This window comes from Rhizobium sp. HT1-10 (genome assembly GCF_049472505.1).
In the GTDB taxonomy this organism is placed as follows: Bacteria; Pseudomonadota; Alphaproteobacteria; order Rhizobiales; family Rhizobiaceae; genus Rhizobium.
On record NZ_JBCEBQ010000003.1, the window covers coordinates 503,978 to 520,156 of the forward strand.

At 62.2% G+C, this 16,179-nt stretch carries 16 protein-coding genes and 1 tRNA gene; 13 read left to right on the top strand and 4 right to left on the bottom strand.

All coding sequences use genetic code 11. The features are described 5' to 3' along the window. Positions 1 to 203 precede the first annotated feature (203 nt). Positions 204 to 1,250 carry an NAD(P)-dependent alcohol dehydrogenase gene (locus VH564_RS11020; RefSeq protein ID WP_423339862.1) on the bottom strand — a complete coding sequence of 349 codons (1,047 nt, stop codon included), beginning with the start codon at positions 1,248 to 1,250 and terminating at the stop codon, positions 204 to 206. Positions 1,251 to 1,444: 194 nt separating this feature from the next. Between VH564_RS11020 and VH564_RS11025 the strand changes: the two genes are divergently transcribed. The 3 genes from VH564_RS11025 to ilvC all read left to right on the top strand — a co-directional run bounded on the left by VH564_RS11025 (position 1,445) and on the right by ilvC (position 4,202). Then, complete coding sequence (locus VH564_RS11025) at positions 1,445 to 2,353, top strand: AraC family transcriptional regulator N-terminal domain-containing protein (RefSeq protein WP_423339863.1); 909 nt, start codon at positions 1,445 to 1,447, stop codon at positions 2,351 to 2,353. 120 nt (positions 2,354 to 2,473) lie between these two features. Further along, positions 2,474 to 3,139 (top strand): TetR/AcrR family transcriptional regulator, encoded by a 666-nt coding sequence (locus VH564_RS11030; RefSeq protein WP_423339864.1) that lies wholly within the window; start codon positions 2,474 to 2,476, stop codon positions 3,137 to 3,139. 43 nt (positions 3,140 to 3,182) lie between these two features. Further along, complete coding sequence (gene ilvC, locus VH564_RS11035) at positions 3,183 to 4,202, top strand: ketol-acid reductoisomerase (protein WP_423339865.1); 1,020 nt, start codon at positions 3,183 to 3,185, stop codon at positions 4,200 to 4,202. Between the two features lie 88 nt (positions 4,203 to 4,290). Here the strand turns inward: ilvC and VH564_RS11040 are convergent, their stop codons facing one another. Both VH564_RS11040 and VH564_RS11045 read right to left on the bottom strand, forming a co-directional pair. Further along, entirely contained in the window at positions 4,291 to 4,668 is a 378-nt protein-coding gene (locus tag VH564_RS11040; RefSeq protein WP_423339866.1) for a type II toxin-antitoxin system VapC family toxin, read from the bottom strand. Then, positions 4,668 to 4,877, bottom strand: a complete 210-nt coding sequence (locus tag VH564_RS11045; RefSeq protein WP_423339867.1) for an AbrB/MazE/SpoVT family DNA-binding domain-containing protein — start codon at positions 4,875 to 4,877, stop codon at positions 4,668 to 4,670. The genes VH564_RS11040 and VH564_RS11045 overlap by 1 nt, the downstream gene beginning before the upstream one ends. A 210-nt stretch (positions 4,878 to 5,087) precedes the next feature. Here VH564_RS11045 and VH564_RS11050 point away from each other — a divergent pair, with 210 nt between their 5' ends. Next, complete coding sequence (locus VH564_RS11050; RefSeq protein ID WP_423339868.1) at positions 5,088 to 6,317, top strand: PLP-dependent aminotransferase family protein; 1,230 nt, start codon at positions 5,088 to 5,090, stop codon at positions 6,315 to 6,317. A 160-nt stretch (positions 6,318 to 6,477) separates the two neighbouring features. Here the strand turns inward: VH564_RS11050 and VH564_RS11055 are convergent, their stop codons facing one another. Continuing rightward, positions 6,478 to 8,376 (bottom strand): CASTOR/POLLUX-related putative ion channel, encoded by a 1,899-nt coding sequence (locus VH564_RS11055; RefSeq protein WP_423339869.1) that lies wholly within the window; start codon positions 8,374 to 8,376, stop codon positions 6,478 to 6,480. Positions 8,377 to 8,595: 219 nt separating this feature from the next. On the opposite strand from VH564_RS11055, the gene VH564_RS11060 reads away from it, so the two are divergent. From VH564_RS11060 to xth, 9 genes are all read left to right on the top strand, one after another. Then, complete coding sequence (locus tag VH564_RS11060; RefSeq protein WP_423339870.1) at positions 8,596 to 9,573, top strand: ABC transporter substrate-binding protein; 978 nt, start codon at positions 8,596 to 8,598, stop codon at positions 9,571 to 9,573. 34 nt (positions 9,574 to 9,607) lie between these two features. Continuing rightward, positions 9,608 to 11,302 (top strand): ABC transporter permease, encoded by a 1,695-nt coding sequence (locus VH564_RS11065; protein ID WP_423339871.1) that lies wholly within the window; start codon positions 9,608 to 9,610, stop codon positions 11,300 to 11,302. Beyond that, positions 11,290 to 12,324, top strand: coding sequence for an ABC transporter ATP-binding protein (locus VH564_RS11070; protein WP_423339872.1), 1,035 nt, complete (start codon positions 11,290 to 11,292; stop codon positions 12,322 to 12,324). Before VH564_RS11065 ends, VH564_RS11070 begins: the two co-directional genes overlap by 13 nt. A gap of 236 nt (positions 12,325 to 12,560) precedes the next feature. Then, entirely contained in the window at positions 12,561 to 13,301 is a 741-nt protein-coding gene (locus VH564_RS11075) for an NUDIX hydrolase (protein ID WP_423339873.1), read from the top strand. Between the two features lie 69 nt (positions 13,302 to 13,370). Next, entirely contained in the window at positions 13,371 to 14,288 is a 918-nt protein-coding gene (locus VH564_RS11080; RefSeq protein ID WP_423339874.1) for a PhzF family phenazine biosynthesis protein, read from the top strand. A gap of 124 nt (positions 14,289 to 14,412) precedes the next feature. Then, positions 14,413 to 14,488: transfer RNA gene (locus VH564_RS11085), tRNA-Lys, on the top strand. 248 nt (positions 14,489 to 14,736) lie between these two features. Then, positions 14,737 to 14,970 carry a hypothetical protein gene (locus VH564_RS11090; RefSeq protein ID WP_423339875.1) on the top strand — a complete coding sequence of 78 codons (234 nt, stop codon included), beginning with the start codon at positions 14,737 to 14,739 and terminating at the stop codon, positions 14,968 to 14,970. An 85-nt stretch (positions 14,971 to 15,055) separates the two neighbouring features. Continuing rightward, a complete protein-coding gene (locus VH564_RS11095) occupies positions 15,056 to 15,319 on the top strand; it encodes a hypothetical protein (protein WP_423339876.1) in 264 nt (87 codons plus the stop codon). A gap of 82 nt (positions 15,320 to 15,401) precedes the next feature. Next, positions 15,402 to 16,175 (top strand): exodeoxyribonuclease III, encoded by a 774-nt coding sequence (xth, locus tag VH564_RS11100; protein ID WP_423339877.1) that lies wholly within the window; start codon positions 15,402 to 15,404, stop codon positions 16,173 to 16,175. The last annotated feature ends 4 nt before the right edge of the window (positions 16,176 to 16,179 follow it).

Sequence of the window (16,179 nt, forward strand, 5' to 3'; positions counted from 1 at the left end):
TAAAGGGGCGCCTATAAGTCGGCAGACTGAGCGCTCTCCGTCGTCTTCCTCGGCCTTGTGCCGAGGATCTGCCTGGCCAACCAATACGCCGGGTTGGATGCTCGGGACAGGCCCGAGTATGACGAACGGTCCCTGGGTGGCGGCAGTAAGCAGAAAGGCGGCCCCGAGGAGCCGCCTTTCCTTATTCGTCTCGCGTAAAAATCTCAGGCTGCGAGCGAGGCGATGTCGATGACGAAGCGGTAGCGGACGTCGCTTTTCAGGACGCGTTCATAGGCTTCGTTGACGTCCTGGATGTTGATCTTCTCGATTTCCGAGACGATGTTGTGCTTGCCGCAGAAGTCGAGCATTTCCTGCGTTTCCTTGATCGAGCCGATCATCGAGCCCGACAGGCTCTTGCGGCCCGGGATCAGCGAGAAGGCATGAACCGGGATCGCATGTTCCGGCGCGCCGACGATGACCATCGAGCCATTGACCTTGAGCAGGCCGAGATAGGCGTTCCAGTCGATCGCAACGCCGGCCGTGCAGATGATCAGGTCGAAGGTGCCGGCGAGCTTTTCGAAGGTCGAGGCGTCAGACGTGGCGTAGTATTCCTTGGCGCCGAGACGCAGGCCGTCTTCCTTCTTCGAAAGGGTCTGCGAGAGAACGGTGACGTCGGCACCCATCGCCGCGCCGATCTTCACGCCCATGTGGCCGAGGCCGCCCATTCCGACGATGGCAACCTTCTTGCCGGGGCCGGCCTTCCAGTGGTGCAGCGGCGAATAGAGCGTGATGCCGGCGCAGAGCAGGGGAGCGGCGCCGTCGAGCGGAAGGTTGTCCGGGATCGACAGGACGTAGCCTTCCTTGACGACGATATGGTCGGAGTAGCCGCCCTGTGTCGCCGTCTTGCCGTCGGCTTCGACGCTGTTGTAGGTCTGGACGAGGCCCGGCATGTACTGTTCGTTGTCGACATCGCGGCTGGCGCAGCCGACGCAGCTGTCGACAAAGCAGCCGACGCCGACATGGTCGCCGACCTTGAACTTCGTCACATTGGCGCCGACGGCGGACACAATGCCGGCGATCTCATGGCCGGGTACGATCGGGAAAACCGCATTCTTCCATTCGTTGCGTACGGTGTGGATGTCGGAGTGGCAGATGCCGGCGAACTTGATGTCGATGACGACGTCGTCCGCATTCGGCTCGCGCCGCTCGAAGGTGAAGGGGGTGAGGGGTTTGGACGCGTCCGTCGCGGCGTAGCCTTTTGCGATTGTCATGGGATGTTCCTTTTCCGGTCTGCGAAGTGATGCTCTTTTATGCCCCGGATCCTGTCACCGGCGTTAGAGCGATCCTCTTGGCTTTTTGCCCGATCCTGCAAAAATCTGCCGGGCTGCAGTTTGCCGAAAGCGCAATGTAGCTTAAATAGAAGCGATCCGGCGCGACAGTCTCGCCCCTTCATCCAGAGTGCCGCATGACCCTGCTGTTTAACGAATATCACGAAATCGCATCGATCGCAGCCCGTTACGCGCCGGGCGATGGAGCGTTCCAGACAGAGATCGAAAGTCTAGGCATCAGCCGCCGTTCGACGCCGAGCGCACCCTGTCACAGCAGCTATCGCCCCTGTTTCGCGATGGTCATCCAGGGTGCGAAAAGCCTGCAACTCGGAACCGACACAATCAACTATGGCGCCGGCGACTATCTTCTGACCTCGCTCGATCTGCCGGTGGCCTGGCGCGTGGTGGAGGCGAGCCCCGAGGTGCCGCACCTCTGCATCACGCTGGCCATAAGCCCGGAAAAGCTTCTCGATCTGCTCGGTCGCGTCGATCTTCCTCGTCCGGTCGAGCCGGCCTCCGGGCAGCGAGGGATGGTCGTCAATATCGCAACGCCCGAGCTGATGGATGCTGCTGTCCGACTGCTTCGCTTGCTCGATAATCCGAACGATATCGCGGCCATGGCGCCACTGGTCGAGCAGGAGATCCTCTATCGCATCCTGACCGGCCCAGCCGGCGGCCAGCTCATCAACATCGCCGTCGCCGACAATCACGGCCATCGCATCGCCCGCGCCATCGCCTGGCTCCGGGAGAATTTCGCGCGGCCGCTGCGCATCGAGGATCTGGCGGAGCACGTCAACATGAGCGTTTCCTCGTTTCACCATCACTTCAAGACGATCACGGCGATGACGCCGGTGCAGTACCAGAAGCAGCTGCGGCTGCACGAGGCGCGCCGGCTGATGCTGATCGAGCGGCTCGATGTCGGCACCGCCGGCCACAGGGTCGGCTACCAGAGTCCGTCGCAGTTCAGCCGCGAGTACAGTCGGCTCTACGGCCTGTCGCCGCTGCGAGATGTCGAAGGTATGCGCGCGCCCATCGCTGCCGAGTAGCGCTTGCCCCATCGACGGCGAGCGGGCTGCTAAAAAATCTCCGGAGACCCCTTCCAAGATACTTGACGCGCCTGTCGCCCTGCTGCATAAAGCATGCGAACCGTACCGTACGGTACGCAAATGGGAGTGGCCATTGTGCCGAGCGACGCACTGCAGACATCGGAGTTTTCGCCGCGCCAGAACGCTGTTCTGGAGCAGGCGCTGCGATTGCTGGTGGACGGCGGCGAGAAGGCGCTGACGACATCGGGCGTGGCGCGCGCTGCCAATTGTTCCAAAGAAAGCCTCTACAAGTGGTTCGGCGATCGCGACGGGCTGCTGTCGGCGATGATTGCCCATCAGGCGAGCAAGGTGCGCACCTTCGAGCGCAACGGCGAGCGGCTGACGGCGACCAGCCTGCACGATCATCTGGTGATCTTTGCCCGCGACCTTCTAGAAGTCTTGGCAGGCGACGTGTCGCTGGCGCTGAACCGGCTGGCGATCGGCCAGTCGAACCGGGATGGCTCGAAGCTCGGCAAGCTGTTGCTCGAGCGCGGACGGCGCCAGATCGACCGGCGTGCAAGCGGCCTGATCGACGCCGGCAAGCGGGCCGGACTGTTGCGCTTCGGCGACGCCGACGAGGCCTACCATACGCTATACGGGTTGGTCGTTTCCGACCTGCACGTGCGCATGCTGCTCGGCGAGCCGAGCATCAAGAATGGTGCCCAGCAGGCGGAGAGGGCGGTCAGTGCCTTCCTGCGGCTGTACGGCACGGAAAAAGTTTCAGCGGATGCTGCCGCATCCGTTTGATGGTTTCAAACGAAAATCGACAAACAAGGGAAGGACAAATCAAATGCGCGTCTATTACGATCGTGATGCCGATCTCAATCTCATCAAGGCCAAGAAGGTCGCCATCATCGGTTACGGCTCCCAGGGCCGTGCCCATGCGCTGAACCTCAAGGACAGCGGCGCCCAGAACCTGGTCATCGCGCTGAAGGCCGGCTCGCCGACCGTGAAGAAGGCCGAAGCCGACGGTTTCAAGGTCATGACCGTTGCCGAAGCGGCCGCCTGGGCCGACCTGATGATGATGGCGACCCCAGACGAACTGCAGGCCGACATCTGGAAGGCCGACATCGCCGCCAACATCCGCGACGGCGCTGCCATCGCCTTCGCGCACGGCCTCAACATCCATTTCGGCCTGATCGAGCCGAAGGCTTCCGTCGACATCGTCATGATCGCACCGAAGGGCCCGGGCCACACGGTTCGCGGCGAATACCAGAAGGGCGGCGGCGTGCCTTGCCTCGTTGCCGTTCACCAGAACGCTTCGGGCAACGCGCTTGAACTCGCGCTCTCCTACGCCTGCGGCGTCGGCGGCGGCCGTTCGGGCATCATCGAAACCAATTTCCGAGAAGAATGCGAAACCGACCTGTTCGGCGAGCAGGTCGTCCTCTGCGGCGGTCTGGTCGAACTTATCCGCGCCGGTTTCGAGACCCTGACGGAAGCCGGTTATGCACCTGAGATGGCCTATTTCGAATGCCTGCACGAAGTGAAGCTGATCGTCGACCTGATCTATGAAGGCGGTATCGCCAACATGAACTACTCGATCTCGAACACGGCCGAATGGGGCGAATACGTCACCGGACCGCGCATCATCACGGCCGAAACCAAGGCTGAAATGAGGCGCGTCCTCACCGACATCCAGACCGGCAAGTTCACCTCGGATTGGATGCAGGAATACCGCGCCGGCGGCTCGCGCTTCAAGGGCATCCGCCGCATGAACGACAACCACCAGATCGAGGAAGTCGGCGCCAAGCTGCGCGGCATGATGCCCTGGATCGGCAAGAACAAGCTGGTCGACAAGAGCGTCAACTAAGCTTGCTTGATTGTTTGATTTTAGGAGGCCGGGGCGAGAGCTCCGGCCTTTTTTCGGGCTTGCAGCTTGGAGCGGACACCAGCGTCGGCTAGCCGATTTTCTCGATGTAGACTGCACGCTCCAGGCCTTTGAAATGAGCGTCGCAGGTCAAAATGTCTGCGTCGTATAGCTCGGCGCTTGCATGGATGATCGCATCTGCCATGGCAAGCTTGTGACGGGTGGCCGTTTCGGCCGCGAGGCGCGCTATCGTCGTATCCAGAGGTACGACGATGCATGTGGCTGTGAATGCGAAGAACTGGTCGACCGCGTCCTCACCTTTTTCGCGACCCAACCATTTGGCAAGTTCGAGCTGTACGATGGTCGGGACGACGCATTGATGCCGCTCGGGCATCCGGCTGCTTAAGCTCTGCCCGGTTGGGCTGTCGAGGAGCCACTCGATCCAGGCCGAGCTGTCGACGATCCGCATCAGCGGCGATCGTCGCGGTCGCGATAGCCTTCCGAATCTGCCCCGGCTGCAATCCCCCTAAGGCCCTCGAGTGTCGGCACCGGCATTAGCAGCACCGCCTTGCCTTTCGGGATGAAGACAAACTCCTGACCCGCAGCCCAATCTTGCTGGTCGCGGACTTCCTTGGGGATGGAAATCTGGAATTTCGAGGATAGTGTCGCGGTCGCCATCTTACCATTACCTCATCGATCTCTACTAGGTAAGAGTAACACATCGACTGCGCCAGTCGAAACAGGATTTATAAAGTCGGTAAGGCGGCAGTCCTGTTCCCATGGCACTTGGCAGAACTGCGACTGGCAAGGAAAATAGGTCAGCATTGTTGACTTATCATTTGTTGCGTGGTTATCTCCTCTAAAGACCAAAAATTACGAGGAAGCCCCATGTTCAATTGGGAAAACATCTTTGCGACGCGCTCCAGCCGAATGCGCGCCTCCGAAATCCGTGAATTGCTGAAGCTGCTAGACCGTCCTGACATCATCTCGTTTGCCGGTGGCATTCCCGATCCGGAGCTGTTTCCGAAGGAAGCGTTCAAGCAGGCCTATGCCGATATCTTCGATGGCTCCAGCGTCGACGCGGCGCTGCAATATTCCGTCAGCGAGGGCTATAAGCCGCTGCGCGAGTGGCTGGTCAAGCAGATGGCCGGCCTTGGCGTTCCCTGCGAACTCGACAATGTGTTCATCGTCTCCGGCTCGCAGCAGGCGCTCGACTATCTTGGCAAGCTGATGCTGTCGCCGAATGATACCGCGCTGGTGACGGCGCCGACCTATCTCGGTGCGCTGCAGGCGTTCAATGCCTACGAGCCCAGCTACGATCGGCTGACGCCGAATGGCAACCGCACGCCGGAGGCTTACCGCGCAACGGCCGAGCAGGCCGGCGGGCGGGTGAAGTTCGCCTATCTGTCGCCGGATTTCGCCAACCCGACCGGCGAGACGATCGATCTTGCGGCGCGCGAGAGGCTGATCGACCTCGCCGACGATCTCGACATCGCCATCATCGAGGATGCCGCCTACCAGTCGCTGCGCTACGACGGCGATGCCATCCCGCCGATCCTTTCGCTGGAGATCGCCCGCAAGGGCGACATCGGAGCAACGCGGACGATCTATTGCGGCAGCTTTTCCAAGACTATGGCGCCCGGTCTCCGGGTCGGCTTCGTCGTCGCCAATGCGCCCGTCATTCGCAAGCTGGTGCTGATGAAGCAGGCCGCCGATCTGCATTCCTCCACCATCAACCAGATGGCCACGCACAGGGTCGCCGAAGCCGGTTTCGATGCCCAGGTTGCCAAGATCGGCAAGGTCTACAGTCGTCGCCGCGACTGCATGCTGGCGGCCCTTGCGCGATACATGCCGGAGGGAACGAGCTGGACCAAACCGCAGGGCGGGATGTTTATCTGGGTGACGCTGCCGGAGGGCATGGACGGCGCCGCGCTACTGGCGAAATCGCTGGAGACGGCCAAGGTCGCCTTCGTGCCCGGCCAGGCCTTCTTCGCCGACGGCTCGGGCGCCAATACCTTCCGCATGAGCTTTTCGCGCGCCGACGACCAGTCGATTGAGGAAGGCATTCGCCGTCTCGGCGGGCTGATTGCCGGCGAAATGATCTCCCGAGCTGCTTGAACGGCACCTGAGCCGCTCTGGCCCGGCGACTCGCGCTGAGTGTCATCCCCGGCCTCCGGCCGGGGGTCCGTGATACCCGCCGGTATCAAGCCGTTGTCGCAGCCCGAGACAAGCTCAGGCCTTGCGAAATGCGGACGGCCAGCGGCCTATGGTCGCCTTCTCACTCCCGGGCAAGGATGATCAGTCGGTCTTCCGGCGTGAAGCTGATCGGCTGCGCCTTGTTCGGGTTGACGATGACGCCGCCGAGGTTGCGCGGATCGGGTTTGTCGGCCTGCTGGCGGTAGCCGATGGCGATCTCGCCGCGCCGGAGCGCCGCCAGGCAGATCGTGTAGAAGGTGACGGGATTGTCGATCGCGACATAGTCGGTGATCGGGCGCATGTAGATCTCGGAGCCGTCCTCGTCGAGAAGCTCTCCGAAGATCGCCGCCATGTAGGGGTTCTCGGAGGCCTGGGCGAGCATCAGGCTGACCAGCTTGTTGCTGACGACGAAGTCGTCGGCGCGGGTGACCGCCGCCAGTTCACGGTTACGGACATCGGTCATTTCGCTGACGATGCTGATATGGCGGCCGGCCTGCTCGGCGATCTTGCGCAGCTGCAGCAGGGTGACGAGCGTGCGCGTGTCGGCCGGTTGGGGCGCCATGTGGTCGCTGTAGCCAAGCACCAGCACATGGTCATAGCCGGGGATATCGAGGCCATCCAGTTCCACGCGGCTGCTGGTATCGATGACGCGCGAAATCACCTCAAGATTGTTCGAGGCGAGCTTGAGGCCCTTCACCTCGTCCTCCAGGCCCGGCGTTTCGGCGGCGATCATCAGCTGCGAACCGGCCGCGACGTAGCGCGACAGCTCGTGGGCGATGATCGGTCCGCGCCGGTTCCAGCCGAGAACAAGCGTTCGCTCGGCCACGCTGACGCGAGCGGGGGCGGCCAGGATGACACTGCGGTCGACGCGGATTTCCCCGTTGCCGGCTGTGATCGTCGTGTCATCCTCCGCAATCAGGATGGCGCGCTCGCCGGGCAGGAAGATGCGATTGGCGGGCGGGTTGAGGTGGACATTGTCATCGCTGTCGCAATAGCCGATCAGGGTGCTGCTTTCGTAGGCCATGACCGAGGCTCCGAAGCTCTTGCCGGCGAGACCAGGCTGCTCGATGGTGTAGATCTCGCAACCGTCGAAATCGAGGAGCTCGGAATAGACGCCGCTGAGGCCGGACTGGCGGCTGGAATGCACGACGATGCGCGAGATCAGGTCGTCGGCGAGGATCAGCTGCAGCTCCTTGCCGCCGACGATGCGGGCGACATCGGCATTGCGGGCGTCGCGGATTTCGGCGGCGACGAGGTAGGGTTCGGCGCGTCGGCCTGGATCGTTGACCAGCGCCAGCACCGTCTTGATGACCTCGGAATCCGGACTGTCACTTTCTGGTGACAGGACGATGATCGAGCGCGAAGTCTGCGGGTTGACGATATTGATGTCGTAGAGGTCGGTCGGGTCGCCGCTGCGGCAGATGATGCGCGTATTGCCCAACTTGCCGATCTTGTCGGAGATCTCGTCCTCCATCTCGATCTTGTCCTTTCGGGCCATGATGACGATGCGCGGCTTGCGGCGGCTTTCGTTGGCGATCACCAGTTCGGAGATGATGTCGAAGATCGACGGCGACCAGTTGAAGATGATGGTGTGGTCCTTCTCCAGCACCTGCGAGCGCCCCTTGCGCAGCTCGCTCAGCTTTTCCTCCAGCCCCGAACTCAGGACGCCGATCAATGCCGAGAAGACGAAGATGCCGGCGATGGTGACGAACAGCGACACGCCGCGAAAATCCCAGCCAAGATCGCCACCCATCGTGCCGGCGTCCATCGTCCGCATCAGCGATTCCCAGGCGCCTTCGACGAAACTCATCGGCTGTCCGCCGTCCTGGGCGATGCCGGTCAGGGCGAGGAAGATGCCGGCAGTGACGATGATGATCAGGGAGATGATCGCCAGCCAGCCGATCAGCGCAATCGGGCCGGCGGCCATGCTCTTGTCGAACTGGTAACGCAGGCGTGCCCGGCGGGATGGAGATGTCTTCATGGCGGGCCTCATTGGCTTTTTGGCGTAGCGCGTCGGTTATCAGGGCATTCCAGAAATTGCTGATGCAATCAACTGTTCTCGTCTGCGGTCGGCCGAACGAACCAATAATGAGTGGCGGACACAGTCGAAGCGCGTGTATCCGCGTTACCTTCTCGCCTGTCACACGACTGTAAAGCGCCATCCCTATGGGAGAGGCAACCCGCAATGAGGATCCGAGCCATGAAGATGATCGCTACCGCCGCCGCGCTGCTTGCCGCCAGTTTCGCCGCATTGCCAGCCTCCGCTGCCGACCTCGTGCTTTATACCAGCCAGCCGAACGAGGACGCCCAGGCGACCGTGGACGGCTTCATGGCCGCCAATCCCTCGATCAAGGTCGACTGGGTGCGCGACGGTACGCCGAAGATCATCGCCAAGCTGCAGGCCGAGATGGAAGCCGGCAGCCCTGCCGCCGACGTCCTGATGATCGCCGATACCGTGACGCTCGAGCGTCTGAAGGAAGCCGGCAAGCTGATGGCCTACAAGTCGCCGGAAGCCAGCCACTATGACCCGGCTCTCTATGATGCCGACGGCTACTATTACTCCACCAAGCTGATCACGACAGGCATCGTCTACAACACGGCGGCGACCATGAAGCCGGCCAGTTGGCAGGATCTTGCCAAGCCCGAGGCAAAGGGGCTCGTCGTCATGCCGAGCCCGCTGGCTTCAGGCGCGGCGCTGATCCATGCACAGACACTGGCCGGCGTCCCGAGCCTCGGCTGGGATTTCTACAAGAGCCTTGCGGCCAATGGCGCGATTGCCGCCGGCGGCAACGGGCAGGTGCTGAAGTCGGTTGCGTCAGGCGAAAAGGCCTATGGCATGATCGTCGACTACATGCCGATCCGCGAGAAGGCCAAGGGCGCACCGCTCGCCTTCGTTTTTCCCACGGAAGGCGTGTCGGCTGTCACCGAGCCGGTGGCGATCCTGTCGAGCGCCAAGCACGCGGACGCTGCCAAGGCCTTTGTCGATTACGTGTTGTCCGAAAAGGGCCAGGCTGGCTTCGTCAAGCTCGGTTACATCCCGGCGCGCAATGGCGCCGCGATGCCCGAAGGCTTCCCCGCCCGCGAGACGATCAAGGTGCTGCCGCTGAATGCGCCGGCCGCCGTCAAGAACACCGACCAGGACCTGAAGACCTTCTCCTCGTTCTTCGGCGCGAAGTGAGATACAAGATCCCGTCGATCAACCTGGGCTTTGCATGAACGAATACCTTCGTCGGGGAAACAGCCAGCCGGGCTGGCTGTTTCCCTTCGTTGTCCTTGCGGTACTGATCCTTTCGGCGTTGCCGCTGGCGCGGCTGGCCGTGACCGGCGTCGCGGCGCTGATGCGGGGCGGCGCCTATACGCTGATCACCGATCCCAGCCTCTGGCAGTCGACCTGGTACACGCTCGAGACCGCCGTCATCGGCACCGTCATTTCGCTTGTTATCGGCTGCCTGTTCGCTTTCCTGCTCGGCCTGACGGACCTGCCGGGGAAGGGTGCGCTGAGTTTCCTGTTCGTGCTGCCGATGATGATCCCGCCGCAGGTGACCGCGCTGGCCTGGGTGCAGATGAGCGGCCCCTCAAGCCCGCTGTTAAAGGCGCTGCACATCGCCCCGCCACTTGGGTCGCCGCAGCCCCTCTATTCGGTCGGTGGCATCGCGTTGCTCTATGGCGTCCAGCACGCGCCGCTGGTCTATCTGGCGCTGAGGGCCGGGCTGATGGCGCTGCCGCGCGATGGCGTCGAGGCGGCACGGCTGTCGGGCGCCGGCGGCTGGCGCGTCTTTCGCGACATTACGCTGCCACTGTCGCTGCCGGGTATCATGGAGGGCGCGGCCATCGCCTTCGTCTCCTCGATCGGCAATTTCGGCATTCCTGCGATCCTCGGCATTCCGGCCTCGATCTTCACGCTGTCGACCCTGATCTTCACCAAGTTCTCGGCGTTTGGCCCGCGCACCTTCGGAGATGTTGCCGTGCTGTCGTCGATCATCGCGATCATTTCGATCCTGGGGCTGGCCGTGCAGAACCGCGCACTGCGCGGACGCGACTACCGCCTGATCGGTTTGTCCGGCGCAACCGCTGCCTTTGTCCTTGGTCGCTGGCGGCTCGTCGTTCTGCCGCTGCTTTGGGGGCTCATCTTCATCATGCTGGTGGCGCCCTTCCTGGCGCTGGTGGCGGGGGCGCTGGTGCCGGCCTATGGCGTGCCGCTGTCGCTGAAGACGGCCTCGCTGCATGCCTTCGATGAGATCCTGTTTCACCAGTCGGTGACACGGGTAGCCTTTGCCAATTCGCTGTTTCTGGCGAGTGCCACCGCGTTCGGGCTTTTGGCCCTGACAGTGCTTGCCGCCTATATGCTGACGAAGCGCAAGGATCTCGCCAGCCGGGTGGTCGCCGGGTTGATCGAGATCCCCTATTCGCTGCCAGGGATCATCATCGCGGTCTGCTTCATTCTCGTCTTCGCAGCGCCGCTGCCGCTGATCAACGTCACGCTGTACGGGACGATCTGGATCATCCTGCTCGCCTATTTCTCGGCCTATTTTTCCGTCAGCCTGAAGCCTGTCATGAGCGCCTTCCTGCAGTTCGATCCGGCCCTGGAGGAGGCGGCGCGGCTTTCGGGCGCGGGTTTCTTCCGCCGCCTCATCGACATCATCGTGCCGCTGATCGCGCCGGCGGCCGGCGCCTCCGTCATCCTCGTCTTCCTGATTGCCTGCAACGAGCTGACGGTCTCGGCCCTCCTGTGGTCGGCCGGTACGCAGACGCTCGGGGTGGTCATCTACAATCTCGACGACGGCGGCAGTGCCGATCTCGCTTCGGCGATGTCGGTGCTGGTGGTTGCCATGGTGGTCGTGCTGATGCTGCTCCTGGAACTGATCGCCCACCGCCTGCCGAAAGGGGTTGTCCCATGGCGCAGTTGATCCTCAAAGCCCTGCACAAGGATTTCGGCAACGGCCGTGCAGCGGTCGAAGACGTCTCGCTGACGGTGCGCGAGGGTGGCTTCCTGGCGTTGCTCGGGCCTTCCGGCTGCGGCAAGACCACGGTCCTGCGGATGATTGCCGGCTTCGAGCAGCCGACCGGCGGATCAGTCCATCTCGGCGACCGGCTGCTTGCCGATGCCAATGCGACGCTGCCGCCGGAAAAGCGCAACATGGCGATGGTCTTCCAGTCCTACGCGCTGTGGCCGCATATGAACGTCGCTGATAACGTCGGCTATCCGTTGAAGGTACGCGGCATCTCGGGGGCCGACTACCGCGATCGTGTAATGGATGCGCTCAACACCGTGCGCCTTGCAGACTACGCCACGCGCCGCCCGGCCGATCTTTCCGGCGGACAGAGGCAGCGGGTGGCGCTGGCCCGCTGCCTGGTGACGTCGCCCGACGTTGTCCTCCTCGACGAGCCGCTCGCCAATCTCGACCGGCATCTGAAGAAGGAGATGGAGGAGACGTTTCGCGACTTCCACGAGCGGTCCGGCGCGACCATGGTCTATGTGACGCATGACCAAAGCGAGGCAATGGCGCTGGCGACCGATGTCGCCGTGATGTCCGAGGGTCGGCTGCTGCAGGTGGCGGAACCGGCCGAAATCTATGCCCGCCCGGAAGGCAGGCTGGTCGGCAGCCTGATCGGCCAAGGCGCGATCCTCTCCTTGCCGATGCAGAGCGCCGCCCCCGAACGCTTGCTCGACTGGACGGCGCTTTCGGCGATGCTGAACGGGCAGTCGCCGGCAGCGATGCCGCGCGCCGATATTCTGGTGCGGCCGGAGAATGTGATCGCCGATCCCGATGGCATCGACTGCACCGTGGAGGCGGTCCTTTATGAGGGCGAGCGTTACGCGCTCCGCCTGGCGCTCGCTGATGGGCAGGTGCTGCGCGCCTACTCGCGGCAGCGGCTTGTGCCGGGGGACAGGCTGCGTTTCTCGCTGCGAGCCGGCTGGCGGCTTTAGTAGATGAACTGGGGTTGCGACAAGCCTGTTGTCCCCACCGGAGGCCTGTGGTTGATTTGCCTTTCCTTCTACGGGATTCGCACCATGTCCGTCCAAGCCTTGACGATCTCAAACCGGATGCCGTCTGCAAGGTCTCGGCTTGCGCCGGACGATGGCGGGTTTCCTCGGCCGATAAGCGGGCGATGCAAGCCTCCTGCTGCAACTGACCTTCTTGCCCCAATGATACTGGATATGAAATGAACGCTGCACTTTCCGAGGATACCGCTGGATGGCCGCCGGAGCAGACCGTCTTTGCCGTACCGTCAATCGAGCTTAGGGTTCTGCCAGGCGAACATCCGGTCCGCTTGCGCCATCTCGATGCGATCGAGGCAAACTGGGATCAGGAAATAGCTGCCAATCCAATGCTCTACGATGGTCGCATGGTGTTACAGCACCGCATGTCGATCGACCCGTCGGGCATCACGGGAGAAGCCTATGTCGTGCCCTTCTCCACCTTTTTGTGGTGGCGCAAGCAAATGGGGCAGGGGACGGGCATGCATGTCTTTGCCTATCCTGTGATTGCCAGCTCGGACGGCGCGTTGATCGCCATCCGCATGGGAGAGCATACCGCCAACCCGGGTTCGGTCTACTTTGCGGCGGGCTCCCTCGACGAGCACGATATCTTCGACGGACGCTGTGACGTCGACCGGAACATGGCGCGCGAGGTCAGTGAGGAGACCGGGCTCGACCTCGGCGAGGCCGTTCCCGAAGGCGGCTACCATGGCGTCTGCAGTGGTCGGACGGTAACGCTGTTCCGCGTCTTCCGATTTGCCCGGACGGCTGAGGAACTGGTCGCCGCCATCGAGCGGCATATGGTCGAAACCGACGATCAGGAGATATCGGGTGCCGTGACCATTCGCTCTGCCGACCCGGCGGCACAGCCCTACCATGGCGCGATGCCACGGATACTGACCTGGTTTTTCGAGGAGCGGAGCTGATCCAATCGCCTTGCGCTCGCAAGCGGGGTCGGGCAGGTTGCGCGTCGTCAAGTATTTGAGGAGGCCGATTTGGTTCGCAACTACAGCGTCTACGATGTGTTCACCGAGAACAAGCTGGCAGGCAACCCGCTCGCCGTGATCTTCGACGGAGATGATCTCAGCGATGAAGCGATGCAGTCGATCGCCAGGGAGATGAACCTTTCCGAGACAGTGTTCGTCTGCCGCTCCACCAATCCCGCCCATAGCGCCAGTCTTCGGATCTTCACGCCTGGACGCGAGCTTCCTTTTGCAGGCCACCCGACCGTCGGTACGGCAATCGCGCTTGCGGAACGCGATCACGCAGGCCAGGGCGGTAGTCTCGATCTCGTCTGCGTGCTTGAGGAGAGGGTGGGGCCGGTGCGCTGCGCGGTGCGGCTGCGGCAGCAGCAGGCGAGCTTCGCCGAATTCGACCTGCCGCGCAAATCCCAGCAAATCAATCTCGCGCTCGACAAGCTCGGTATCGCCAACGCGCTGGGCCTGCAGCCGGGCGAGCTTGGCTTCGAGAACCATACGCCGTCGCTCTGGTCGGCGGGCGTTCCCTTCCTGCTGATACCGGTGCGCGACATCGGCACGGCAGGGCGGGTGGAGTTCGATCCCCAGCTCTGGGAAAAAACCGTGCCCTTCGTCGACGGCGCGCTGGCCTCGGCCTATCTCTATTGTCGCGGTGCGATCAACCACACCGCCAAGTTCCACGCGAGGATGTTTGCCTCCGGCATGGGTATCGTCGAGGACCCTGCAACAGGATCGGCGGTGGCGGCTCTGTCGGGAGCGATCCACCACTTCGACAGGTTGCCCGATGGGCATCATCCGTCGATCATAGAACAGGGTGTGGAGATGGGGCGTCCGTCGCTGATCCACCTGCACATCGACGTGTCCGGCGGCGAAATTGCAAATGCGCGGATCGGCGGGCAGGCGGTAGGCATTGCTTCAGGAACAATGGAGCTTTGATTTATAAGGCTTTTTTCAGTTTTCCCGATTTTTTTCAGAATTCTGCAAAGAAAGTTCGTCAATCGGCTGGACAAAGAAAGCGATCCTATTTATATCGCCCTCACACCGGAAGAACAAGCGGTGCGGGTGATTAGCTCAGTTGGTAGAGCAGCTGACTCTTAATCAGCGGGTCGTAGGTTCGAGCCCTACATCACCCACCAAATTCTTATATAAAGCAACGGCTTAGCGTTCCCCATCAGAGGAAACACGAGGCCGTTGCTTTGCTTTGTCCCGGTCTGGGACGCAAGCCGCGGCCGGCGCGGGCGCTTAATGCTTGCTTCAACCTGTTTTCCGACAACGCACAAACCCGTCCTGCCTCCATTGTCTCATCCTCACGCAATTCCTACATCTGAAATCGGTGGCGACTGAAGCTCCTGAGGTCGCCAGATCGCAAACCGGGGAGGTGACGATGATCGACGCTTCAATGCTTTTCCATGCCTCTGTCCATCACCAAGGCGTCGTGCTGCATGACGGTGTTCTCAATCTGGAGCGTCTTCGGACGATCATCAGCAAGACCGCGCCGAAGCAGGCGCGGATCACGGACGGCGATATTGTCCGCGCAGTCACCAGTCGCGACGGGATCTTCGAGATGGATGGATGGCGCATCAAGATCGCGTCGATCCACCAGGTGGATCGGCCCTGATCCGAGGGAAGCGTTCCGCGGCCTCAGACGTGGCCCGGAACAAATGCGGGGAACGAAAGTTGTCGGTAGACAGCTGGAGATCACCATGGACAAGTCGAACGAAACATCTGCATCCGCCTCCGTGATCGAGTTGCAGGACTCCGTCATGCCCATTATCGCCGACCTGCTCGACAGCGCGAGTTCCAGGGGCTGGACAAAGGAGCAAGTGCTCGACGCGATCACCTTCACCGTTGCCCAGCTGCGTCAGGCGGATGAAAAGGATCCCGATCCCGCCGATGACCCATCAGAGAGCGAGCCTATTCAGGCTGCCAGGCTGGAGGAACCGGCGAACGACTGGCCCGCAGGCTGAAGCCTTTCCTCCCGGAACCATCTTATCGCCGCTTGACGCGTTCCTAGCCGATCGCGCTGAAATTCTCGAGGAATGGCTGCCGGTGAAAATCGCGACTTACAACGTCAACGGCATCAATGGGCGCCTCGACAACCTCCTGCGCTGGATGGACGAGGCCGAGCCGGACGTGGTCTGTCTGCAGGAACTGAAGGCGCCGAATGACAAGTTTCCGCGGCGCGAGATAGAGCGGGCTGGCTATGGCGCCATCTGGAATGGTCAGAAGAGCTGGAACGGCGTGGCGATCCTTGCTCGGGGCAGCGCGCCGCTGGAAACGCGGCGCGGCCTGCCGGGCGACCCGGAAGACATCCAGAGCCGCTACATCGAGGCGGCCGTCGATGGTGTCCTGATTGGCTGTCTCTACCTCCCCAACGGAAATCCGCGGCCGGGTCCGAAGTTCGACTATAAGCTTGCCTGGTTCAAGCGCCTGAGCGACTACGCGGCTGAGCTTCTGGAACTCGAGGTGCCGGTCGTCATCGCCGGTGATTTCAACGTGATGCCGGACGAGATGGATGTCTACAACCCCGAGCGCTGGGTCGACGACGCGCTTTTCCATCCCGACGTTCGTCGTGCTTTTGGCGATCTCGTCGGCCAGGGGTGGACGGATGCTCTTCGGACGGTGCACCCGGATGAGCGAATTTACACGTTCTGGAAATATCTGCGCAACGCCTATGCGCGAGATGCCGGGCTGCGCATCGACCACTTCCTCCTCAGTCCCGGTCTTGCCGAGCGCTTGTCAGATGCAGGCGTCGACAAGGCCGTTCGCGGTTGGGAACATGCAAGCGATCACGCGCCGACATGGATGATCCTCAACGACTAGCAAT

Excerpts from the sequence above, each read along its gene's own strand:
- VH564_RS11020 (WP_423339862.1), bottom strand. The coding sequence starts at position 1,250 with ATGACAATCGCAAAAGGCTACGCCGCGACGGACGCGTCCAAACCCCTC.
- VH564_RS11025 (WP_423339863.1), top strand. The coding sequence starts at position 1,445 with ATGACCCTGCTGTTTAACGAATATCACGAAATCGCATCGATCGCAGCC.
- VH564_RS11030 (WP_423339864.1), top strand. The coding sequence starts at position 2,474 with ATGGGAGTGGCCATTGTGCCGAGCGACGCACTGCAGACATCGGAGTTT.
- ilvC (WP_423339865.1), top strand. The coding sequence starts at position 3,183 with ATGCGCGTCTATTACGATCGTGATGCCGATCTCAATCTCATCAAGGCC.
- VH564_RS11040 (WP_423339866.1), bottom strand. The coding sequence starts at position 4,668 with ATGCGGATCGTCGACAGCTCGGCCTGGATCGAGTGGCTCCTCGACAGC.
- VH564_RS11045 (WP_423339867.1), bottom strand. The coding sequence starts at position 4,877 with ATGGCGACCGCGACACTATCCTCGAAATTCCAGATTTCCATCCCCAAG.
- VH564_RS11050 (WP_423339868.1), top strand. The coding sequence starts at position 5,088 with ATGTTCAATTGGGAAAACATCTTTGCGACGCGCTCCAGCCGAATGCGC.
- VH564_RS11055 (WP_423339869.1), bottom strand. The coding sequence starts at position 8,376 with ATGAAGACATCTCCATCCCGCCGGGCACGCCTGCGTTACCAGTTCGAC.
- VH564_RS11060 (WP_423339870.1), top strand. The coding sequence starts at position 8,596 with ATGAAGATGATCGCTACCGCCGCCGCGCTGCTTGCCGCCAGTTTCGCC.
- VH564_RS11065 (WP_423339871.1), top strand. The coding sequence starts at position 9,608 with ATGAACGAATACCTTCGTCGGGGAAACAGCCAGCCGGGCTGGCTGTTT.
- VH564_RS11070 (WP_423339872.1), top strand. The coding sequence starts at position 11,290 with ATGGCGCAGTTGATCCTCAAAGCCCTGCACAAGGATTTCGGCAACGGC.
- VH564_RS11075 (WP_423339873.1), top strand. The coding sequence starts at position 12,561 with ATGAACGCTGCACTTTCCGAGGATACCGCTGGATGGCCGCCGGAGCAG.
- VH564_RS11090 (WP_423339875.1), top strand. The coding sequence starts at position 14,737 with ATGATCGACGCTTCAATGCTTTTCCATGCCTCTGTCCATCACCAAGGC.
- VH564_RS11095 (WP_423339876.1), top strand. The coding sequence starts at position 15,056 with ATGGACAAGTCGAACGAAACATCTGCATCCGCCTCCGTGATCGAGTTG.